The organism is Microbacterium sp. NPDC055599 (genome assembly GCF_053618975.1).
In genome coordinates this window covers 22,345-43,625 of sequence record NZ_JBSHIM010000009.1, presented here as the reverse complement: position 1 = coordinate 43,625, position 21,281 = coordinate 22,345, and the positions used below count along the sequence as shown (strand labels likewise).

The following is a 21,281-nucleotide window of genomic DNA, read 5'->3' as shown; positions in this document are numbered from 1 at the left end:
ACGGTACCGAATCCGGCCGGGAATCGGCCGCGCCGGGGCGGCGACGCGCCAACCGGCGGACCGGGTAGGATCGTCAGCACAACCACGGGAGTCCGGCGAGCCGGGCTGAGAGGGAGCGAATCGCGCTTCGACCGTCGAACCTGATCTGGGTCATGCCAGCGCAGGGAGGAGTTCCTATGAGTACGTCCACGTCCACGTCCGCATCCGCGAAGACCTCGACGGCGGCCGCGCCGCGCAGCTACCTGCGCTGGCGCATCGTCGACATCGTCGTCGCCAGTGTCCTCGGTGTCGCCGCCGGCCTGATCTTCCTCGCCTGGAACGTCGGCTACCTCGGCCCCAAGGCCCTCCTCGAACCGCTGCTCCCGGGGCTGCAGGGCCTGCTCGACGGCCCCTGGCTGTTCGCGGGCGTGCTCGGCGGACTCATCATCCGCAAGGCCGGAGCCGCGATCTACGTCGAACTGCTCGCCGCCGTCGTCTCGGCGCTCATCGGCAACCAGTGGGGCGGCTTCCTCACCCTCGAGGCCGGGCTCGTGCAGGGGCTCGGCGCCGAGCTCGTCTTCCTGCTGTTCTTCTACCGTCGTTGGTCGCTGCCCGTCGCGATCCTCGCCGGTGCGGGCGCCGCGCTCGCGGGCGGCATCAACAACCTCGTGCTCTGGTACGCCGGATCCGGCCCGGCGTTCACGACGATCTACCTGCTCAGCACCGTCGTCTCCGGCGCGGTGATCGCGGGGGCGCTGTCGTGGGTTCTGGCCAGGGGCATCGCGGCGACCGGCGCGCTCGACCGGTTCGGCTCCGGCCGCGAGGCGCGCGTCCGCGTCTGATGGGGGCCGAGCAGGCCACCCCCGCCGCCGTCGAGGCCCGAGGGTGGGGGTGGCGTCACGCGAGTCGCCTCGCCTGGGCCCTGCGCGACGTGTCGTTCCGCATCGAGCCGGGCGAGCGCGTGCTCGTGCTCGGCGCATCCGGCGCGGGCAAGTCGACGCTGCTCCACGGGCTCGCCGGTGTGCTGGGCGGCGAGGAGGAGGGCGAGAGCGAGGGCCGGCTGCTCGTCGACGGCGCCGCGGCGACCGCCACCCGGGGTCGCGCAGGACTGGTGCTGCAAGACCCCGACTCGCAGGTGATCCTGGCACGCGTGGGCGACGACGTTGCCTTCGGCTGCGAGAACCTGGGCATCCCGCGCGCCGAGATCTGGCCGCGCGTCACCGCGGCCCTCGAGGCCGTGGGGCTCGACGTGCCGCTCGACCACCCCACCAAGGCGCTGTCGGGCGGGCAGAAGCAGCGCCTCGCGCTCGCGGGACTCCTCGCCATGCGCCCCGGACTGCTGCTGCTCGACGAGCCCACCGCGAACCTCGACCCGCACGGGGTGGCGGAGGTGCGCGACGCGGTGTCGCGCCTGCTCGACACCCACCCCGCCACGCTCGTGGTCGTGGAGCACCGGCTCGACGTGTGGCTGCCGCTCATGACCCGCGTGATCGTGATCGGCGAGGGCGGCGTGGTCGCCGACGGCCCCCCGCACGAGGTGCTCGGGGCGCAGGGGCAGCGGCTCGCCGACGACGGGGTGTGGGTCCCCGGGCATCCGCCCGCGTTCCCGCCGCCGCCGCGCACGGCCCCCCGCGAGGTGCTGCTCTCGGCGCGCGGGCTCGCGGTCGCCCGGGTGAAGGGTCGCCCGGTCGCCACGGGCATCGACCTCGACGTGCACGCGGGAGAAGCCGTCGCGGTCACCGGGCCCAACGGCGCCGGCAAGTCGACGCTCGGCCTCACGCTCGCGGGACTCCTTCCGCCCGCGGGGGGAGCAGTGGTCGCCGCGCCCGAGCTCGCGGACGGCGCCGACCCCGCGCCCATCCGGTGGAGCTCGCGCGACCTGCTCACCCGCGTCGGCATGGTGTTCCAGGAGCCGGAGCATCAGCTGCTCGCCACGACCGTGCGCGACGAGCTCGCCGTCGGCCCCCGCGCGCTCGGCCTCCCCGAGGACGAGATCGCCGCGCGCACCGACGAGCTCCTCTCCCGCCTGCGCCTCGACCGTCTCGCGGCCGCGAACCCGTACACGCTCTCCGGCGGGGAGAAGCGCCGCCTCACGGTCGCGGCCGCGATCGCCACACGCCCACGGGTGCTCGTGCTGGACGAGCCCACGTTCGGGCAGGACGCGCGCACGTGGGCGGAGCTGGTCGCGCTGCTCGCGGCCTTGCGCGACGAGGGGTCGGCCGTGGTCGCGATCACGCACGACCTCGACGTGGCCAGAGCCCTCCACGCCACCCGGTTCGACCTGGGCGGCATGCCGTGACCCTGCTCGACGCGAAGGCCCGCACCGGCGCGGTGGCCCGCATCAACCCGGTCGCCAAGCTCGGCGTGAGCGCGCTGATCGCCGTGCCGCTCATCCTCACGCTCGACCCGGTCTCGGCCGCGGTCGCCCTGGCGCTCGAGTTCGTGCTGTTCCTGTTCGCGGGCATCGGCTGGCGGGAGTTCTGGGTGCGCACGTGGCCGGTGTGGCTCGCGGCGCCGCTCACCGGGCTCACGATCGCGCTGTACGGCGAGACCTCCGGCACCGTGTACGTGGACTGGTTCGTGCTTCGCATCAGCGAGGGCTCGCTCGCCCTCGCCGTGGCGACGATGCTGCGCGTGCTCGCGATCGCCCTGCCGTCCGTGGTGCTGTTCGTGACCGTCGACCCCACCGACCTCGCCGACGGGCTCGGGCAGATCCTCCGCCTCCCCGCCCGGTTCGTGCTGGGTGCGCTCGCGGGCCTGCGCATGGTCGGACTGTTCCTCGACGACTGGCGGGCGCTCGAACTGGCGCGGCGCGCACGCGGGGTGGCCGACCGCGGACGCCTCCGCCGTTTCTTCGGGATGGCGTTCGCGCTGCTCGTGCTGTCGATCCGCCGCGGTGCCAAGCTCGCCACGGCCATGGAAGCGCGAGGGTTCGGGGCGCCGGGGCGCCGCACGTGGGCGCGCGAGTCGCGGTTCGGGGCGGCGGAGTGGCTGCTGCTCGCGGTCGGCGCGGCCATCTCCGGCATCGCGGTCGCGGCGGCCGTGCTCACCGGAGCCTGGAACTTCATCCTCGGTCCCGGCGCCTGAGCCTCACCCCGTTTACGCGAGGGGCGGGAGATACGTCAACGCGCCCTGGTTAGCGTGACGAACGGAGTGAGAAGCCGACTCAGCCGAAAGGACTCCGCACATGAGCACTGCACCCACCGACGGTCAGCCGATCTTCACCCGGCCGGGGGAGGCCACGGTCGCACCGCGACACGTGATCCCCGACGCCGAGTCGCTCCCGTCGACCGCGAAGCAGATCGTCGAGGACGAGACCATCCTCGACGGCAACGCCCGTCTGAACCTCGCGACGTTCGTGAGCACCTGGATGGACGACGAGGCCAAGCAGGTGTACATGGCCTCGTTCGACAAGAACATGATCGACAAGGACGAGTACCCGCAGACCGCCGCGATCGAGGACAACTGCTGGCACATGCTCGCGAACCTCTGGCATGCGCCGGATGCCGCCCGCAGCATCGGCACGTCCACCATCGGCTCGTCCGAGGCGTGCATGCTCGGCGGGCTCGCGTTCAAGCGCCGGTGGCAGCAGGCGCGTCGCGCCGCGGGGAAGGACGCCTCCTCGCCGAACCTCGTGATGTCGAGCGCCGTGCAGGTGTGCTGGGAGAAGTTCTGCAACTACTTCGACGTGGAGCCGCGCTTCGTGCCGATCAGCGAGGAGCACAAGACGCTCGACGGGCACGAGCTGGAGAAGTACGTCGACGAGAACACGATCGGGGTCGTGGCGATCATGGGCGTCACCTACACCGGCATGTACGAGCCGGTCGCGCAGATCGCGGCGGCGCTCGACGAGATCCAGAAGAACACGGGGCTCGACATCCCGATCCACGTGGACGGCGCCTCCGGGGCGATGATCGCCCCGTTCCTGCAGCCCGACCTGGAGTGGGACTTCCGCCTGGAGCGGGTGCACTCCATCAGCACCTCCGGCCACAAGTACGGGCTCGTGTACCCCGGACTCGGGTGGGTCGTGTGGCGCGACGCCCAGTGGCTGCCGGAGGACCTCGTGTTCCAGGTCAGCTACCTCGGCGGGGAGATGCCCACGTTCGCACTGAACTTCTCGCGCCCCGGCGCACAGGTGCTGCTGCAGTATTACCTGTTCCTCCGCCTCGGCTTCGAGGGGTACCGGGCGGTGCAGCAGGCGTCGCAGGACGTGGCGAAGTTCCTGTCGGCGGGCATCGCGAAGCTCGACGCGTTCGAGCTGTGGAACGACGGCAGCGACATCCCCGTGTTCGCGTGGCGGTTGAAGGAGGGGCATACCGACAACTGGACCCTGTACGACCTGCAGGATCGGTTGCGCATGCGCGGCTGGCTCGTGCCCGCCTACCCGATGCCCGCCGACCTGGAGGAGCTCACGGTGCAGCGCATCGTGGTGCGCAACGGCCTCAGCATGGACCTGGCCGCCGAACTGCTCGACGCGATCACCGCCGAGGTCGCGCACCTCGACGCCCTCACCGCGCCGATGCCGGGCGACCACCCCGACTCGGCGTTCCACCACTGAGGCGCGGGTCATGTCTGCACACGGTGCCGAACACGCCCCCCGTCCCGCCGTCACCCCGTCGACCCGCGTCTCCCGGCCCGCGGTGGCCGTGCTGGGGGTGGGGCAGCTCGCCCTGCTGACGCTCGTCGTGGTGGCGAGCCTGCGCTCCCTGCCGGCGATGGCGGTCTACGGCCTCGGGAGCATCATGCTCTACCTCATCCCGGCGATCCTGTTCCTGGTGCCCACGGCGCTGGTGGCGGCCGAGCTCGCGACCGGGTGGAAGGGCGGCGTCTACGTCTGGGTGCGCGAAGCCCTCGGCAACCGCTGGGGGTTCACCGCGGTGTGGCTCCAGTGGATCCAGAACGTGGTGTGGTTCCCCACCCAGCTCGCCTTCGTGGCGGGCGCGCTCGCGTTCGTCTTCCTGGATCCGTCGCTGTCGAGCTCGGGCTTCTTCACCGCGGTCGTGATCATCGTCTGCTACTGGGGTGCGACGCTGGTCACCCTCCGCGGCGGCGACCTGTTCGCCAAGCTCGGCTCGTGGGGCGGCATCCTCGGCACGCTGCTGCCCGCCGTGCTGCTGATCGTGTTCGGCGCGGTCTGGGTGTTCAGCGGCGAGAAGAGCCAGGTCCCCCTCGAGGCGTCGGCGATGATCCCGCCGTTCACCGGGCTCGCCTCGATCGTGCTGATCGTGTCGAACGTGCTGGCCTACGCCGGTATGGAGGTGAACGCGGTGCACGTGAACCAGATGAAGGACCCCGGCCGCGGCTACCCCCGCTCGGTGTTCCTCGCGGCGGCGCTCATCCTGCTGGTGTTCATCCTGCCGACCCTCGCGATCGCGGTCGCGGTGCCGCCGAAGGAGCTCGGTCTCACGAACGGCATCATGCTCGCGTTCGGGGAGTACTTCGACCACTGGAGCATGGGCTGGGCCACCGCGGTGGTGTCGGCCCTGATCGCCGCGGGCGCCCTCGCCTCGGTCGTGACCTGGGTCGCCGGCCCGTCGAAGGGCGTGCTGGCCGCGGCGGAGACGGGGCTGCTGCAGAAGAGGAACAAGGCGGGCGTGCAGTCGGGCATCCTGATGCTGCAGGGCACGATCGTGACGGTGCTCGCGGCGATCTTCATCATCGTGCCGAACGTGAGCGCGGCCTTCGTCGCGCTGATCGACATGGCCGCCGCGCTGTACCTCGTCATGTACATGCTGATGTTCGCCTCGGCCCTCGTGCTGCGGCGGAAGGCGCCGGACGTGAAGCGCGCGTACCGGGTGAAGGGGCTGCCGCTGGTCGCCGGGGTGGGCTTCGTCGCCTGCCTGGCCGCGTTCCTCCTCGCGTTCATCCCGCCGGACGGCTTCACCGCGTTCCCGCCCGCGGCCTACCCGTGGATCGTGGGGGCGGTGATCGTGGTGCTGGGTGCTCCGCCCCTGGTGTTCTACGCGGTGCGCCGTCCGTCGTGGGACCGTCGGCCGGCGGACGGCAGCCTGCCCAGCGACGCCCACCCGGAGGCCTGAGCGCCCGGAACCGACGCCGACCCGCCGCCCGTCACAGGGGCAGCGGGTCGGCGCCGTCTTCGCGGGAGCCGTACCCCCAGCGGAGCGCGATCAGCCCCGGCGCGAACCCCGAGCGCACGGTGGTGGCCGTGCGGTTCGCGGGGGGGCAGCGGCACGATCTCCTCCTCGCCGCCGACCATCGTGACCTCTTCGATCCAGGTGGGCGACGGCGACCGCGCGAAGTCCACGTGCAGGAGCAGCTCGGGCGTGCGGTACATGCTCGCGTAGGTCACGAGCCGGTCGCGCGGGTAGGGGAGCGGGTAGTGCAGGGTGAACTCGATGAGCGCGGACTGCCGCTGCTCGGGCGGATCGTCGACGGCGAGGAGCATGCCGAACGCCATGCGGGAGGAGTGCGCGTGGCGCTGCACCACGCGGCACCCGGTCACCGCGGTCAGCTCGGGCCACACGTCGGTCGGCACCCCGGGAAGGTCGATGTACGGGATGAGGCCGGCCCGTCCGCTGGGGGGCCGGAGGATCGCGCGGTAGTGGATGGTGTCGACGAGGCCGTGCGCGTCGGTGGTGCAGACCGCGTGGACGGAGTGGGTGTTGAACGACGCCGCGGGGTCGATGCCGAGCGCGCGGAACGTGTCGAGGATCGGCCCCTCCCGCGTCCAGTCCTCGCAGGGTGCCCGCGGCTTGGGTGGACGTCCGGCGCGGCGGCTGTGTCCGATGCGTCGCTGCAGGGTGCCGCTGTCGAGCAGGAGCAGCGTCTCGAGCTCCTCGACCGCCGCGAGCGAGCAGACCCCCTCGGGTTGCCGCGTGCCGTTCTGCCAGCAGCTGAGGGTGGCGATCGAGACGGGGTTCCCGTGTCGTCGGAGCCGATCGCTCAGCTGCGCGAGGGACGTGCCGCGGGCCGCGATGGCCTCCCGCAGTGTCTCGGCGAACCCGGCGACGGGAGCGGGTGGCGACGGATCGAGGTGCATGAGGCCTCCTGATCGGGGGGTCGTCCCACCCATGACACCAGATCAGACATCAGATGTCGAGAGTTCGTTGCCGCATCCCGACCTGCGCTCCGCCGGCCGGGAGGGTCAGGTGGCGTTCCACAGGTCGCGGTAGTACGCCATCCGCTCCCGGTCGGGTTCGAGGCCGTACGCCTCGACGAGGGCGTCTTCCCACCCCGGGCCGTAGTTCCACCCGGTGCTCATGGCGGCCACGGCGATGTCGGCCCAGCGGTCGGCGACGCCCAGCTGCGCGAGGTCCACGTGCGCGAGCCACCGGCCGTCCGCGCCGATCAGGGTGTTCGGGCAGCAGGCGTCGCCGTGGCTCACCACTGCGCGGTCGATCGGCGGCGGAGTGCGCAACGACTCCGGCACCACGATGCCCCGGCGCTCCGCGTTCGCGATGCGCGACGGCACGCTCCACTCCCACGGGCAGTCGGCCACGGGCAGCGCGTCGTGCAGCGCCCGCAGCGCCTCACCCACCGCGCGCACGGCGGTCGCGGGCTCGGCCGTCCACCGGGGATCCACGGCGCTCAGGCCGTCGAGGGCCGCCGTCACCAGCCACTCGTGCGTCTCGTCCTCGCCGCTGTCCAGCACGGTCGGCGCGCTGATCCACCGCGCGGCCCAGCGCATTCGCTCGGCCTCGTCGCGCAGCGTGGACTCGAGGTTGCGCGGACCCCACTTGATGTAGAAGGGCTCGCCGACGCCGGTCGCGCGGAACGTGAGACCGCCGTCGTCGTTCCGCCAGACGCAGACGAGGTCTGCTCCGCGGGACAGCTCGCGCACCCGGTCGGGGACGACGACGGACTCGGCGGGGATCGTCATGCTCCCATCCTGCCGGACGCGCGGACGCTCAGGGCCGACCGGTCGCGCGAGGAGCGGACGCCGTCTCCGGACGGGCGGTGTCGTAGGCTCGCCTCGACGCCGTCCCCTCACGCCCGGTCGCACCGGCACCACCGCAGCCCGGGTTCGTCCTGGAACCAGGAACCACCTAGGCTGGGACTGCGTATCAGGCATGTCGCACGACGTTCGAAGGAGAACCTCACATGCAGATCAGCGGACAGGGCGCCCTCGTCACCGGAGGGGCGTCGGGCCTCGGGCTCGCCACCGCGCGTCGCCTCGCGGCGGCCGGAGCCCACGTCACGATCATCGACCTCCCCTCCTCGGCGGGTGCCGAGATCGCGGAAGAACTGGGCGGGATCTTCGTGCCCGCCGACGTCACGAGCGTCGACGAGGTCGCGGCCGCGGTCGCCGCCGCACAGGCCGCCGCCCCGCTGCGCGTGGTGATCAACTGCGCCGGTATCGCCCCGCCCGCCAAGGTGCTCGATCGCGAGGGCAACCCCGCGGTGCTCGCCGACTTCGAGCGGATCGTGCGCATCAACCTCGTCGGCACCTTCAACGTCATCTCGCAGGCCGCGGCCGTGATCGCGAAGAACGAACTGCACGACGAGGAGCGCGGCGTAATCGTCAACACCGCCAGCGTCGCGGCGTTCGACGGTCAGATCGGGCAGCCCGCGTACTCCGCGTCGAAGGGCGGCGTGCACGCCATGACCCTCCCGATCGCTCGCGAACTCGCCCGACACGGCATCCGCGTGTGCACCATCGCCCCCGGCATCATGGAGACCCCGATGCTGATGGGGCTGCCGCAGGAGGCGCAGGACTCGCTCGGCCAGCAGGTGCCGTTCCCCGCCCGCCTCGGCCGACCGGACGAGTACGCCGCCCTCGCGCAGCAGATCGTCGAGAACGGCTACCTCAACGGCGAGACCATCCGCCTCGACGGCGCCATCCGCATGGCACCGCGCTGACCACCCGCCCCGAAGGAGAACCCATGTCACTCGCCGGCAAGACCATCCTCATGTCGGGCGGCAGCCGCGGCATCGGCCTCGCGATCGCGCTGCGCGCCGCCGCCGACGGCGCCAACATCGCCATGCTCGCCAAGACCGACACCCCGCATCCGAAGCTCGAGGGCACCGTGCACACCGCGGCCGAGCAGATCCGCGCGGCCGGCGGCCAGGCGCTGCCGATCGTCGGCGACGTGCGCGAGGACGACGACATCACCGAAGCGGTCATGAAGACGCAGGGCGAGTTCGGCGGCATCGACATCGTGATCAACAACGCCAGCGTGATCGACCTGTCGCGCTCGCTCGACCTCTCGGCGAAGAAGTACGACCTGATGCAGGACGTCAACGTGCGCGGGACGTTCATGCTGTCGCGGGCGGCCGTGCCGATCCTGAAGGACGCCGAGAACCCGCACATCCTGTCGCTCTCGCCGCCGCTGAACCCCAGCCCGAAGTGGCTCGGGGCGCACACGGGCTACACGCTCGCGAAGTTCGGCATGACCATGGTCACGCTCGGGCTCGCGGCCGAGTTCGCGCGCGACGGCATCGCCGCCAACACGCTGTGGCCCCGCACGACCATCGCGACCGCCGCCGTGCAGAACCTCCTCGGGGGCGACAGGGTGATGGCCGCGAGCCGCACGGCCGACATCTACGCCGACGCCGCCTACGCGGTGCTGTGCCGGCCGGCCGCGACCACCACGGGGCAGTCGCTCATCGTGGAGGACGTGCTGGAGGCCGAGGGCGTGACCGACTTCTCGCGCTACGCCGCCGTGCCCGGCACCCCCGACAGCGCCCTGTTCCCGGACATCTTCCTCGACTGACCCGGTCCGCGCGGGATCAGAAGAGCAGGTAGAGCGCGCCCAGGATCGTGAGCGCGATCACGATGCGGTCGAACACCCGTTGATCGAGCCGTCGTGCCACGCGCAGTCCGAGGAGGGCGCCGAGCACCACCAGCGGCGCGAGCAGCGCGTCCGTCAGCAGCACCGGCGCGGTGAACAGTCCGATGCCGGCGAGGAACGGCACCTTGATCACGTTGATGATCGCGAAGAACCAGGCCGAGGTGCCCAGGAACACCTGGACCGGGGTGCGCGTCGCCAGGAAGTACATCGACATCACGGGTCCGCCGGCGTTGGCGACCATCGTCGTGAAGCCGCCCAGGGTGCCGTAGGCGCCGGCGAGCACGAGTCCGCCGCGGGGCGTGACCGTCGTCTCGACGCGCGACTGCCGCCATCGTCGCCACAGGGTGACGGCGATCATCAGCAGCAGGATCACGCCGATCGCGCGCCGCACCACGTCGTCGCCGGTCAGGGCGAGGAAGGCGAAGCCGAGCAGCAGTCCGGCGATGACGGCGGGGGCGAGTCGCAGCAGCGTCGGCCAGTGGGCGTGCCGACGGTAGGCGAGGAGCGCGAACACGTCGCCCACCATGAGCAGCAGCAGCGTGGCAGCGGTCGAGGTGCGGGCGGGCAGCACCGCGGCGAACAGCGCGATCGCGAGGATGCTGCCGCCGGGCAGTGCGGTCTTGGAGATGCCGATCACGACCGCGGCCAGGCCGAGCGCCGCCCAGGCCCACGCGTCGAGCGCCATCACCGGCGCAGCTCGTCCGCGATGTCTTGGAAGCCGCGGGCGGTCGCGAGGTCGAGCGGGAGCACGCCGTCGCCGTCGCGGATGGTCGGGTCGGCGCCGCCGTCGAGCAGGGCGCGCACCACGGCGGCGTAGCGCCCCGAGCCGTCACCGAGCACGATCGCCTCGTGCAGCGCCGTCCACCCCAGGTTGTTCACGTGGTCGGGGTCGACGCCCGCATCGAGCAGGATCTGCACGGTGTCGAGCAGGCCGCGCTCCGACGCGGGGATGAGGGCGGTGCCGCCGAAGCGGTTGGTGCTGGTGAGGTCGGCGCCGTTGTCGAGGGTGAGGCGCAGGATCTCGTCGTGACCGCGGGCACCCGCGTACAGATAGGCCGAGTCCTGGATGTCGTCCTTCGCGTTCACGTCGGCACCCGCGGAGATCAGCGCGCGGGCGGCCTCGACGTGGTTCGCCTTGGTGGCCGCGACCAGTGCGGTCATGCCGCCCTCGCCGCGGGCCTCGATGTCGGCACCGGCGTCGAGCGCAACCCGGACGGCGGCGGCGTCACCGCGGGCGGCGGCGTCGAGCAGGGCGGACGTGGCGTCGCGCGGGGCGGGCGTGGTGTCGGTCATCGGGGCCTCCGTGGTGGGTGCGGTCGGGTGCGTGGCGGTGGTCGCCGTGCACGCCGAGGTGAGCAGGGCGACCCCCGCGAGGGCCGCCCAGAGCACGCCCCGCCGCATCCGCATACCTCTGGTATACCAAACGGCCCGGAGGTGGGGGAGCGTCAGCTCCGGACGGAGGCGAGCGCCGCGGCGAACCGGGCGGCGCGCTGCTCCAGGTCGGCCCAGTCGGACGCCGCGATCGAGGCGCCGTTGGCGAGGTCGCCGCCGGCGCCCACCGCGACCGCGCCCGCGGCGTACCAGTCGGCGAGGTTGTCGGGCTTGACGCCGCCGGTGGGCATGAGCGGGGCGTCGGGGAACGGGCCGCGGAGAGCGCCGAGGTAGGCCGGGCCGCCGAGCGAGGCGGGGAAGATCTTCACGACGTCGACGCCGAGCTCCAGCGCGCCCATGACCTCGGTGGGCGTGAGGGCGCCGGTCATCACGACGCGGCCGGTGTCGAGCATCGCGCGGGTGAGGGCCGGGAGCGTGCCGGGGCTCACCAGGAACTCGGCCCCGGCGTCGGCGGCCTGTGCGGCCTGCGCGGGGGTCGTCACGGTTCCGGCGCCGATGTAGGCGGCGTCACCGTGGCGGGCGATCAGCTCGCGGATCACGGCCGGGGCGTCGGGCGTGGAGTAGGTGACCTCGATGCCGGTCACTCCACCCCGGATGATCGCCTCCGAGGCCTCCAGGGCGAGTTCGGGCGAGGGGGCGCGGAGGACGGCGAGGACGCCGGTGGTGCGGGCGCGGGCGAGACGGTCGGACATGGCGCTCCTTGATCGAGGGATGCGTCCATTCTTCCGCACCACAACTTGTCATTACAAGTTGTGCTACTTGGCGACGAGCGTCGTCTCGAAGCTGTAGAGGTCGGGGCGGTAGCAGTGGTGGCCGAACTCGATCGCGGCGCCGGACTGGTCGAACGAGATGCGCTCCATCGTGAGCACGGGGCCGCCCGCCTCGATCTCCAGCAGCTCCGGCTCGTCGTCTTCCGCGCGGCGGGCGCCGATCTTCTGCTTCGCGATGCGGATCGCGACGCCCCGGGCGCGGAGCACCTGATAGAGGCCGCGCGACTCCAGCTGCTCGGTCGAGATGTCGGCCAGCTCGCGCGGGAGGTAGTTCTCCAGCACCGCGACCGCGACGCCGTCGGTGCTTCGTCTGCGGCGCAGATGCAGCACCTCGGTGCCCGGCTCGAGCCCGAGCGCGAGGGCCACCTCGTCGGTCGCGGGGATGATCTCGTGGGTCAGTACCTGCGTGCCCGGCTCGTGGTTCGCGCTCTGCAGGTCTTCGTACAGGCTGGTCAGCTCGACCTGCCGCGTGACCGAGCCCTGCACCACCTGGGTGCCGATGCCGCGGCGGCGCACGAGCAGGCCCTTGTCGACGAGCTCCTGGATGGCGCGGCGGATCGTGGGGCGGGAGAGTCCGAGCTGCTCCGCGATCGAGACCTCGTTCTCCAGGCGGGCGCCCGCGGGGATCGCGCCGGACTGGATCGCGCTCTGGAGTCGTGTGGACACCTGGAAGTAGAGCGGGACGGGCCCCGTGCGGTCGATGTCCGCGAAGAGCTCGTGGGGCCAGGGGGTGACGACATCGGCCATGGATGCTCCGCTCTGGGTTGGGGAGTCACATTGTAGCGACAATCATACGAGCGACTCCAGACGGCGTCGAGGCGCAGTATTCCGCGGATCCCGGCCGCGCCCGCGCAGGATGGCACCGCGGGTGACCTCCGAGATGCTTAAAGTGCTATTGTGCTGACATGACAGGAGCAGCGTGAGCTTCGGGTGGGATCCCCACCTGCTCGTCGAGCTCGGGCTCCTCGGGCTGGCGTTCGTGCTCTCGCTGGCCGTGGGTGTCGAGCGCTCCCGCAAGCAGAAGAACGCCGGGCTGCGCACGCACGTGCTGGTGGGCCTGGGCTCGGCCATCTTCACCCTCATCTCGGCCTACGGCTTCGAGGGCGTGCTCGGGCCGGAGGTGGCCGTCGATCCCTCGCGCATCGCGGCGCAGGTGGTGTCGGGGATCGGGTTCCTCGGCGCCGGGGTGATCTTCGTGCGCAACAACGCCGTGTCCGGGCTCACCTCGGCCGCGACCATCTGGGTCGTCGCGGCGATCGGCATGGCCTGCGGGGCGAACATGCCCCTGCTCGCGATCGCGGGCACGGGTCTTCATCTCCTCACGGTCGGCCCGCTGTCGCGGCTGCGCGACCGCGTGCGCCCCGAGCCCGAGCGCCTGCGCGTGACCCTGCAGTACGAGGCCGACCGCGGCGCGCTGCGCGAGGTGCTGGCGGCGGCCGAGCGGCGGGGGCTGCCCGCCACACTGCTCGGTGCCGCGCGGATCCACGGTGAGGCGGACATGCGGGCGACGCTCGAGTTCGCGGAGGCCGAGCCGGGGTCGCGCTCCGAGCTGATCGACGCGATCGCCCGCCTCGACGGGGTGCGCTCGGTCGTGGTGCAGGGCTTCTCCGAGGACGATTGATGCATATGTCATGACCTGCTAACATTCGAGACGAACCCAGGGTTCGACCATTCAATGGAGAAAGGACAACGCGTGATCCGCATCGCGAACGCGCCGGTGAGCTACGGAGTCTTCGAACTCGCTCGACCGGACCTCGTGGCCCTCCCCGACGGGGAGCAGCTCGCCCGCTGGATCAGCGAAGCCGGATACCAGGGCATCGACCTGGGCCCCGTCGGTCTCCTCGGCCAGGGCGCCGAGCTCGACGAGCGCCTCTCCCGCCACGGCCTCGACCTCGCCGGCGGCTGGGTCGACCTGCCGTTCGCGGGCGAGGACGAGGAGTTCGCCGCTGCGCTGGCCGGCCTCGACCGCACGCTCGACGTGTTCGTCACCGCCGCCGAGCGCGGCCAGGACCTCGCACCGCTGCCCACCCTCGCCGACTCCGGCAGCCCCGCCCGCAAGGCCCGCCCGGGCGGCGCCCCCGAGCTCACGCTCCGCGGTGCCGCGTGGGACCGGTTCGCCGACCGGGTGAACCGCGCCGCCGCGCGCGTGCGCGACCGGGGCCTCGAGCCCACCTTCCACCACCACGCGTGCACGCACGTCGAGACGCCGGAGGAGATCGACGCGCTGCTCGCCTCCACCGACGTCGACCTCACGTTCGACTCCGGTCACCTGCTGATCGGCGGCGGCGACCCCCTGCCCGACTACCGGCGCTGGCGAGAGCGGATCAACCACCTGCACCTGAAGGACGCCCGCACCGCCCTGCTGCACGACGCCCTGGCCGCCGACGACCCCATGCGCTCGGTGTGGGCGAAGCGCGTGTTCGTGCCGCTCGGGGAGGGCGACCTCGCCGTCGACGCCCTGCTCGACGAGATCGTCGCGAGCGGGTACTCCGGATGGCTGATCGTCGAGCAGGACGTGGTGCCGCGCTCGACCGCCGACGTGGAGCGCGCCGTGGCCGAGCAGGCCGCCAACCGCGAGGCCCTGCGGCGGTGGTTCGCATGAGCGCCGCCGTCACCCGCGTCGTCGTGATCGGACTCGGCGCGATCAGCCAGAGCGTGCACCTGCCGCTGCTGCGCCGCAACGCCGAGGCCTTCGCGATCGCCGCGCTCGTCGACCTGTCCGCCGCGCGCACCGCCGACATGGGCGCCCGCTACGGCGTGCCGTCCGCCCGGCAGTTCACCTCGGTCGACGAGCTCGTGGCCGCGACGGCCGCCGGCGACCTCGACGTGGACGCCGCCATCCTCGCCACCACCGGCTCGCACGCGGGAGACACCCTGCGGCTCGTGCGGGCGGGCATCCGGGTGCTCGCCGAGAAGCCGCTCGCCTACTCGCTCGCCGAGCTGGACGAGCTGACGGCGTACGGGCGCGAGGCCGGCGTCGACCTGCGCGACTGGGTGCGCGTCGGCTACATGAAGGAGTACGACACCGCGTCGCTGCGCGCGAAGGAGCTGCTCGCCGACGTGACCCTGCGCGCGATCGACGTGCAGGTCATGCACCCGCTCGACGGCTCGCAGCTCGCCTACGCGCGGCTCGCCGCTCCCACGGGCGACGTGCCCCGCGACACCATCGAGCCCCTGATCGCCGCCACAGCCGCCATCGTCGACGGGGCCGTCGGGTCAGACCTCCCCGTCGACCTCCGCACGCTGTACACCAACGTCGTGCTCGGCTCGATCGTGCACGACGTGGGGCTGCTCCGGTCGCTCGTCGGCGGCCTCGGCGAGGTCGCGTTCGCGCAGCACTGGGGCCCGAAGATGCCGGGCTCCGTGCACGTGCGCGGCACCCTCGCCCGCGACGAGACGCCGTGGACCGTCGACTGGCACTACATCGACGGCTACCCCGACTACCAGGAGACCGTCACGTTCCACCACGAGGCCGGATCGATCGAGCTCGTGTTCGGCGTGCCCTACGTGACGAACCTCCCCACCATCCTCCGCGTGACCGAGAGTCACCCGGAGCTCGGCATCCGCGTGAGCGAATCGCGGTGGATGCAACAGGAAGCATTCGAGAACGAGCTGTACGCGCTCGCGGCCCTGGTCCGCGGCGAACGCCCCGACGGGGCGAGCGTCGAGGAGTCGGTCGCCGACGTGCGCGTCGGGCAGCGGATCATCCGCGCGCTCGCGGTCTCGAAGGGCCACGCGCTCGACCCGAGCGCCGAAGCCGCGCAGTAGCCATCCCGCAACACCCGAATCCGAGCGCCACCGCTCGGCGATCAACGACAAGAAAGGTCGGAAATGGTCACGCAAGGAAAGCGCCGCCTGCTCGCGGCGTTCGCCCTCACCACCGTCGGTGCGGTCGTGCTGGCCGGCTGCTCCGGAGGATCGGAGCCCGAGGCCGAGGAGTCGACGGGGCCCGTCACCCTGACGCTCACCACCAACTCCATCACGGGAGGCAAGAACGCCGCCGAGGCCGACTGGATCGCGGACTGGGTCGTCCCCGAGTTCGAGAAGGCCATGGAGGAGGACGGCAAGGACGTCACCGTCGAGTTCCAGCCGCAGGGCGTCGACGACGAGGACTACAAGACGAAGATCGCCCTCGACCTGCAGTCCGGCAAGGGCGCCGACATCATCGGCATGGACGGAATCTGGGTCGGCGAGTTCGCCGAGGCCGGCTACATCAAGCCGCTCGCCGAGGTCGGCGGCGACGCCGTGGACGACTGGGACGGCTGGGGTCAGATCCCCGACGCCGTGCAGAGCGCGCTGTCGTTCGACGGCGACCGCTACGGGGTGCCCCAGGGCGCGGACGGCCGGGTGCTCTACTACAACAAGGATCTGTTCGCGCAGGCCGGCCTCGACGAGGACTGGGCGCCGGAGAGCTGGGACGACATCCTCGATGCCGCGAAGGACCTCAAGAAGATCGACGGCGTGACCCCGATCCAGCTCAACGCCGGTACCGCGATGGGCGAGGCCACGACCATGCAGGGCCTGCTCCCGATGCTCGTCGGCACCGGCGAGCAGGTGTACGAGGACGGCAAGTGGATCGGCGCCACCGACGGCATGCAGGAGGTGCTCGACCTCTACAAGACGATCTACGTCGATGAGGGCCTGGGCGACCCCGTGCTGCAGCAGGAGGCCTCCGGCCGCGACACGTCGTTCCAGCTGTTCGCCGAGGGCAAGATCGGCATCCTCCTGGAGGGCGACTACTTCTGGCGCTCCGTGATCAACCCCGCGGAGGGTGTGGGCACCGCGCCCATGGCCAACCGCGACGAGGTCGTCGGCTACGCCAAGATCCCCGCGGTCGAGCCCGGCGAGGGCATCAAGGGCCAGGACTTCGTGTCGATGTCGGGCGGCACCGGCCGCGTGCTCAACCCGAACTCGAAGCACGCCGAGCTGGCGTGGGAGCTGCTCGCGTTCATGAACTCGCCCGAGGCGTACGAGGCCCGTGCCGCCGGCACGCTCGCGATCTCGCCGCGTGACGACGTGAACGAGAAGCTGCTGTCGTCCGACCCGATGCTGACGTTCGTGAGCCAGGAGGTGCTGCCGATCACGGCGTACCGCCCCGGTCTCGCCGCGTACCCGCAGGTGTCGGTGCTGCTGCAGCAGGCCACGCTCGACGTCGCCACCGGAACCTCGGTCGACGATGCGCTGAAGACCTACGTCCGTGGTCTCGAAGGCGTCGTGGGACCGGACGCGATCTCCGAGTGACCATGACGAATGCAACGATGCCGGCGGGGAGCGTCCGCGCTCCCCGCCGGCGCCGCGCGGAGGACGTCGCCGGTCTGGGGCGCGCCAGGGCGACGCTGTTCGCGGCCCCCGGGCTCCTCCTGATCGGCCTGTTCCTCCTCTTCCCCGCGATCTGGACCGTCTACCTGGGGATGACGAACTACCGGCTCACCGGCTTCGCCGCCGCCAACCCGCAGTTCGTCGGCCTGGACAACTTCTCCACCGCGCTGAACGACCCGCGGTTCTGGAACTCCCTGTGGCTCACGCTCGTGTTCGTGCTCGTCTCGGGCATCATCGGGCAGACCGTGCTCGGGTTCGCGCTGGCGTGGATGCTGCGCAACGTCCGTCCCGGCGTCAAGACCTTCATCGAGACGCTCGTGCTCGCGGCCTGGGTCATCCCGGCCTCGGTCGCCTCGTTCCTGTGGCTCGCCCTGCTCGACCGCCGCACCGGCACGCTCAACGCCCTGCTCGGCACCGAGGGTGCCGCCTGGCTGATCGAGCATCCGATGGAGTGCATCATCATCTTCAACATCTGGGTCGGGACCGCGTTCTCGATGCAGCTGTTCTCGTCCGCCATCAGCGCCGTGCCGCCGTCGCAGCTGGAGAGCGCCCGCATGGTCGGCGCCAACACGTGGCAGCAGCTGCGCGACGTGATCCTGCCCAACATCAAGGGGCACCTGCTCACCAACACGCTGCTGATCACGCTGTGGACGTTCAACACGTTCACGCCGTACCTGCTGACCGCGGGCGGCCCCAACGGGCAGACCGACATCCTCTCGGTGTACATCTACCAGACCGCGATCCCGGGCGGACAGCTCGGCCTCGGTGCGGCGATCTCGCTCATCATGCTCCTGATCAACCTCGTGATCGCGCTGATGTACACGCGCGTCTCCCGGGGTGCGAATCCGAAGAAGAAGAAGGTGCGCTCATGATGTCGACCATCAAGACCGTCGCGCGCGACCGGTCCGTGACCCACTTCGTCTCGCGGATCCTGTTCACGCTCGTGCTGGTGATCGTGTCGCTGTTCTTCGCGCTGCCGATGGTCTGGCTGATCCTCGCACCGTTCGACGCGACCCCGTCGCTGACCGTGTCGTGGCCGGACTGGACGCTCGACAACTTCGCGCGCCTGGCGGAGAACCCTTACGCGCTGAAGTCGATCCTGAACTCGCTGATCCTCGGCGTGGGCACGATGGCGCTGGTGATCGTGCTGGGCGCGCTGGCCTCGTACGCCATGAGCCGCATCAACATCCCCGGCCGCGACGGCATCCTCTACGGGCTGCTGCTGCTGTCGTCGATCGTGACAGGGACCGCGGCCATGGTGCCCACGTTCCAGCTCATCAACCAGCTGCAGCTCATCAACACGCACGTCGGGGTGATCCTCGTGCTCGCCGGCGGCATTCTGCCCACCGTGATCTTCATCCTCAAGGACTTCATGGACTCGATCCCGAAGTCGTACGAGGAGTCGGCGCGACTGTACGGCGCAGGGCCCTTCCGCATCCTGAAGGACGTGGTCGTGCCGATCGCCCGACCCGGGCTCGCGTTCATCGCGATCTGGACCATCGTGCAGGTGTGGGGCAACTTCCTCGTCCCGTTCCTGCTGCTGCGCACGCCCGACATGCAACCGGCCGCCGTGCTCATGTACACGTTCTACACCGAGAGCGGCCAGGCCGACCTGCGGCTCATCTCCGCGTTCTCGCTGGTCTTCTCGGTGCCCGTCCTCCTCATCTACTTCTTCGTCAACCGCCGCTACGGCTTCCGCTTCCACGGAGGGATCAAGTCCTGATGGCCGCCATCACTGCAACCCAACTCGTCAAGGAGTACCCCGGCGGGGTGCGCGGCGTCGACAGCGTCGACGTCGAGATCGCCGACGGCGAGTTCTTCGCCCTCCTCGGTCCCTCCGGCTGCGGCAAGACCACGCTGCTCCGCTCGATCGCCGGCCTGGAGAGCATCACGTCCGGCCGCCTCACGATCGGCGACAAGGACGTCACGAACGCCGAGCCGGGTGAGCGCGGCGTGGCCATGGTGTTCCAGGACTACGCGCTGTTCCCGCACATGGACGTGGCCGACAACATCGCCTACCCGCTGCGCATCCGCCGCGTCGCGAAGAACGAGCGCCGCACCACGGCCGAGTCGGTCGCGAACGGCCTGTCGCTGAACGGCCTCATCGAGCGTCGCCCCGGCCAGCTCTCGGGCGGGCAGCAGCAGCGCGTGGCCCTCGCCCGCGCGGTCGCCACGCGGCCCGACGTGCTGCTCCTGGACGAGCCGCTGTCGAACCTCGACGCCCGGCTGCGGCTCGAGGCGCGCACGTTCCTCAAGGAGCTGCAGCGCGACCTCGGCGTGACCACCGTGTTCGTGACGCACGACCAGGCCGAGGCGCTCGCGCTCGCCGACCGGATCGCGGTCATGAAGGCCGGGAAGCTGCAGCAGATCGGCTCGCCGCGGGAGATCTTCCACCGCCCCAACAACACGTTCGTCGCGGGGTTCATCGGCTCCGTGCCCATGAACCTGCTGGAGACCACGGTCACCGGCGGCCACGTGCGCATCGGCGACACCGACGTGCCCGTGCCCGCCGAGGCTGCCGCGGACGTGCGCGACGGGCAGGCCGTGAGCTGGGGCATCCGCCCGGAGTACGTGCGCTGGTCGACCGAGCCCGTCGCCGACGGCATCGCCGCAGAGGTCGTGGTGACCGAGACCCTCGGTGCGACCAGCCTCGTGCTGGTGAGCTCCGGCGACCACAAGCTGCAGGTCGTCGTGCCCGAGGAGCTCGAGCCGCAGCCGGGCGACCGCGGCTGGATCGTGCCGCAGCGCAACCGCGCCCTGCTGTTCGACACCGAGACCACCGAGCGGCTCGGCTGATGGCCGCGATCCGCACCACCCTGCGCCTCACGCACGAGATCCAGAACGCGGACCGCTACGTGCGCGTGCCGTTCGAGGTGCCGCCCGGCACGGACTCGCTCGAGGTGCGCCTGTCGTACGACACCGAGGCGGCCGTGATCGACCTCGGCTGCGAGGGTGCGGCGGGGTGGCGCGGATGGTCGGGCGGCTCGCGGCAGGACTTCGTGATCCGCACCGACGACGCCACGCCCGGCTACCTCCCCGGTCGCCCGGAGGAGGGGGAGTGGCACGTGATCCTCGGCGTGCACCGGCTCCCCGCGGGCGGGACCGACGCGACCGTCGAGGTGCTGCTCCCCGCGGAGTCGGGCATCGACCACGGCCCGGTGCCCGCGCGGATCGACGGGGTGCCCCGGGGGAGCAGCCGCGAGCTGCCCGCGGACGCCGGACTGCGGTGGTACGCGGGTGACTTCCACGCGCACACCCTGCACTCCGACGGGCACGAGAGCATCGCGGGGCTCGCGTCGCTCGGGGTGCGGGCGGGCCTGGACTTCCTGTCCGTGACCGACCACAACACCACCAGCCACCACGCGCACCTCCCGGTCGTGGGTGCGCAGCAGGGCATCACGCTGCTGCCCGGCCAGGAGGTCACGACCCACCGCGGTCACGCGAACGCGTTCGGCGACATCGGCTGGATCGACTTCCGCCGTCCGGCCCAGGAGTGGGTCGACGAGGTCGAGCGCCGTGGCGGTGTCCTCAGCGTGAACCACCCGATCTCGGGCGACTGCTCGTGGCTGCACCCGCTGGAGCGCACGCCCCGGGCGATCGAGCTGTGGCACTCCACCTGGTACCGCGAGCTGATCGCCACCTCGCCCCTCGCGTTCCACGAGCGCTGGGACAGGGGGGCCGTGCTGCTGGGAGGCGCCGACTTCCACATGCGGAGTCAGGGTGTCGGCCCGGGCACGCCCACCACGTGGGTCGCGGCGGAGGACGACTCGGCCGAGGCGATCCTCGCCGGGGTCGCCGCCGGCCGCACCGCGATCATGGGCGGCGTCGCCGTGCGCGACGGCCTCACCGTGCCCGAGCTGTTCACCGCGCCCGTGCTGCTGCGCGTGGACGGCGACCTGCTCGCGATCGACGCCGACGGGCTCATCCTCGTCGACGGTGCGGGCGAGCGTCGTGCCGTGCACGGCGACCGCGCCTCCTTCTCCGGCGATCCCGCCGCCGGCCCGTACTACCTGCTGCACCCCGACCGCAGCATCGCCGCCCTGTGCGCCTGAGCGCCGCCCGAACCCCC

General features: G+C 71.5%; 21 protein-coding genes and 1 riboswitch. Of the genes, 15 read left to right on the top strand and 6 right to left on the bottom strand.

Features of this window, described 5'->3' with window-relative positions; translation table 11 throughout:
• Positions 1 to 74: 74 nt before the first annotated feature.
• Positions 75 to 186, top strand: a riboswitch (TPP riboswitch).
• From ACWGQ1_RS10355 to ACWGQ1_RS10335, 5 genes are all read left to right on the top strand, one after another.
• The gene (locus ACWGQ1_RS10355; RefSeq protein WP_136033345.1) at positions 177 to 821 is read left to right on the top strand and encodes an ECF transporter S component; all 645 of its coding nucleotides are present in this window, start codon (positions 177 to 179) and stop codon (positions 819 to 821) included. (Overlaps the previous riboswitch by 10 nt.)
• Positions 821 to 2,278, top strand: a complete 1,458-nt coding sequence (locus ACWGQ1_RS10350) for an ABC transporter ATP-binding protein (protein WP_206253498.1) — start codon at positions 821 to 823, stop codon at positions 2,276 to 2,278. Before ACWGQ1_RS10355 ends, ACWGQ1_RS10350 begins: the two co-directional genes overlap by 1 nt.
• Positions 2,275 to 3,066 carry an energy-coupling factor transporter transmembrane component T family protein gene (locus tag ACWGQ1_RS10345; protein ID WP_206252502.1) on the top strand — a complete coding sequence of 264 codons (792 nt, stop codon included), beginning with the start codon at positions 2,275 to 2,277 and terminating at the stop codon, positions 3,064 to 3,066. The genes ACWGQ1_RS10350 and ACWGQ1_RS10345 overlap by 4 nt, the downstream gene beginning before the upstream one ends.
• Positions 3,067 to 3,166: 100 nt before the next feature.
• Entirely contained in the window at positions 3,167 to 4,537 is a 1,371-nt protein-coding gene (locus tag ACWGQ1_RS10340; RefSeq protein WP_206252504.1) for a glutamate decarboxylase, read from the top strand.
• 10 nt (positions 4,538 to 4,547) lie between these two features.
• Positions 4,548 to 6,017 (top strand): amino acid permease, encoded by a 1,470-nt coding sequence (locus ACWGQ1_RS10335; protein WP_452312911.1) that lies wholly within the window; start codon positions 4,548 to 4,550, stop codon positions 6,015 to 6,017.
• Here ACWGQ1_RS10335 and ACWGQ1_RS10330 read toward each other — a convergent pair.
• Positions 5,939 to 6,979, bottom strand: a complete 1,041-nt coding sequence (locus tag ACWGQ1_RS10330) for a helix-turn-helix domain-containing protein (RefSeq protein ID WP_452312910.1) — start codon at positions 6,977 to 6,979, stop codon at positions 5,939 to 5,941. The two genes, ACWGQ1_RS10335 and ACWGQ1_RS10330, sit on opposite strands and share 79 nt — an antisense overlap.
• A gap of 105 nt (positions 6,980 to 7,084) precedes the next feature.
• Positions 7,085 to 7,819, bottom strand: coding sequence for a phosphotransferase (locus ACWGQ1_RS10325; RefSeq protein WP_452312909.1), 735 nt, complete (start codon positions 7,817 to 7,819; stop codon positions 7,085 to 7,087).
• Positions 7,820 to 8,040: 221 nt separating this feature from the next.
• On the opposite strand from ACWGQ1_RS10325, the gene ACWGQ1_RS10320 reads away from it, so the two are divergent.
• Together ACWGQ1_RS10320 and ACWGQ1_RS10315 are read left to right on the top strand one after the other, a co-directional pair.
• Positions 8,041 to 8,799, top strand: a complete 759-nt coding sequence (locus ACWGQ1_RS10320) for an SDR family NAD(P)-dependent oxidoreductase (RefSeq protein ID WP_136033355.1) — start codon at positions 8,041 to 8,043, stop codon at positions 8,797 to 8,799.
• A gap of 23 nt (positions 8,800 to 8,822) precedes the next feature.
• Complete coding sequence (locus tag ACWGQ1_RS10315; protein ID WP_136033357.1) at positions 8,823 to 9,653, top strand: SDR family oxidoreductase; 831 nt, start codon at positions 8,823 to 8,825, stop codon at positions 9,651 to 9,653.
• 16 nt (positions 9,654 to 9,669) lie between these two features.
• Here ACWGQ1_RS10315 and ACWGQ1_RS10310 read toward each other — a convergent pair whose 3' ends face one another.
• The 4 genes from ACWGQ1_RS10310 to ACWGQ1_RS10295 form a co-directional block, all read right to left on the bottom strand.
• Positions 9,670 to 10,419 (bottom strand): sulfite exporter TauE/SafE family protein, encoded by a 750-nt coding sequence (locus ACWGQ1_RS10310; protein WP_372490548.1) that lies wholly within the window; start codon positions 10,417 to 10,419, stop codon positions 9,670 to 9,672.
• Positions 10,416 to 11,138 carry an ankyrin repeat domain-containing protein gene (locus tag ACWGQ1_RS10305; RefSeq protein WP_452312908.1) on the bottom strand — a complete coding sequence of 241 codons (723 nt, stop codon included), beginning with the start codon at positions 11,136 to 11,138 and terminating at the stop codon, positions 10,416 to 10,418. Before ACWGQ1_RS10305 ends, ACWGQ1_RS10310 begins: the two co-directional genes overlap by 4 nt.
• Before the next feature lie 38 nt (positions 11,139 to 11,176).
• On the bottom strand, positions 11,177 to 11,815 hold the full coding sequence (locus tag ACWGQ1_RS10300) for a bifunctional 4-hydroxy-2-oxoglutarate aldolase/2-dehydro-3-deoxy-phosphogluconate aldolase (RefSeq protein WP_136033359.1): 639 nt from the start codon (positions 11,813 to 11,815) through the stop codon (positions 11,177 to 11,179).
• A gap of 63 nt (positions 11,816 to 11,878) precedes the next feature.
• Entirely contained in the window at positions 11,879 to 12,640 is a 762-nt protein-coding gene (locus ACWGQ1_RS10295) for a GntR family transcriptional regulator (RefSeq protein ID WP_136033361.1), read from the bottom strand.
• 172 nt (positions 12,641 to 12,812) lie between these two features.
• Between ACWGQ1_RS10295 and ACWGQ1_RS10290 the strand changes: the two genes are divergently transcribed.
• The 8 genes from ACWGQ1_RS10290 to ACWGQ1_RS10255 all read left to right on the top strand — a co-directional run bounded on the left by ACWGQ1_RS10290 (position 12,813) and on the right by ACWGQ1_RS10255 (position 21,264).
• Positions 12,813 to 13,514, top strand: coding sequence for an MgtC/SapB family protein (locus ACWGQ1_RS10290; RefSeq protein ID WP_136033363.1), 702 nt, complete (start codon positions 12,813 to 12,815; stop codon positions 13,512 to 13,514).
• Positions 13,515 to 13,586: 72 nt separating this feature from the next.
• Complete coding sequence (locus ACWGQ1_RS10285; protein WP_452312907.1) at positions 13,587 to 14,495, top strand: TIM barrel protein; 909 nt, start codon at positions 13,587 to 13,589, stop codon at positions 14,493 to 14,495.
• Positions 14,492 to 15,661, top strand: coding sequence for a Gfo/Idh/MocA family oxidoreductase (locus tag ACWGQ1_RS10280; protein ID WP_452312906.1), 1,170 nt, complete (start codon positions 14,492 to 14,494; stop codon positions 15,659 to 15,661). Before ACWGQ1_RS10285 ends, ACWGQ1_RS10280 begins: the two co-directional genes overlap by 4 nt.
• A 63-nt stretch (positions 15,662 to 15,724) precedes the next feature.
• Positions 15,725 to 17,134 carry an extracellular solute-binding protein gene (locus ACWGQ1_RS10275; protein ID WP_136036190.1) on the top strand — a complete coding sequence of 470 codons (1,410 nt, stop codon included), beginning with the start codon at positions 15,725 to 15,727 and terminating at the stop codon, positions 17,132 to 17,134.
• A 2-nt stretch (positions 17,135 to 17,136) separates the two neighbouring features.
• Complete coding sequence (locus tag ACWGQ1_RS10270; protein ID WP_240744632.1) at positions 17,137 to 18,084, top strand: carbohydrate ABC transporter permease; 948 nt, start codon at positions 17,137 to 17,139, stop codon at positions 18,082 to 18,084.
• A complete protein-coding gene (locus ACWGQ1_RS10265) occupies positions 18,081 to 18,935 on the top strand; it encodes a carbohydrate ABC transporter permease (RefSeq protein ID WP_205812745.1) in 855 nt (284 codons plus the stop codon). The genes ACWGQ1_RS10270 and ACWGQ1_RS10265 overlap by 4 nt, the downstream gene beginning before the upstream one ends.
• The gene (locus ACWGQ1_RS10260) at positions 18,935 to 20,008 is read left to right on the top strand and encodes an ATP-binding cassette domain-containing protein (RefSeq protein ID WP_452312905.1); all 1,074 of its coding nucleotides are present in this window, start codon (positions 18,935 to 18,937) and stop codon (positions 20,006 to 20,008) included. The genes ACWGQ1_RS10265 and ACWGQ1_RS10260 overlap by 1 nt, the downstream gene beginning before the upstream one ends.
• Complete coding sequence (locus ACWGQ1_RS10255) at positions 20,008 to 21,264, top strand: CehA/McbA family metallohydrolase (RefSeq protein WP_452312904.1); 1,257 nt, start codon at positions 20,008 to 20,010, stop codon at positions 21,262 to 21,264. The genes ACWGQ1_RS10260 and ACWGQ1_RS10255 overlap by 1 nt, the downstream gene beginning before the upstream one ends.
• Positions 21,265 to 21,281: the final 17 nt, after the last annotated feature.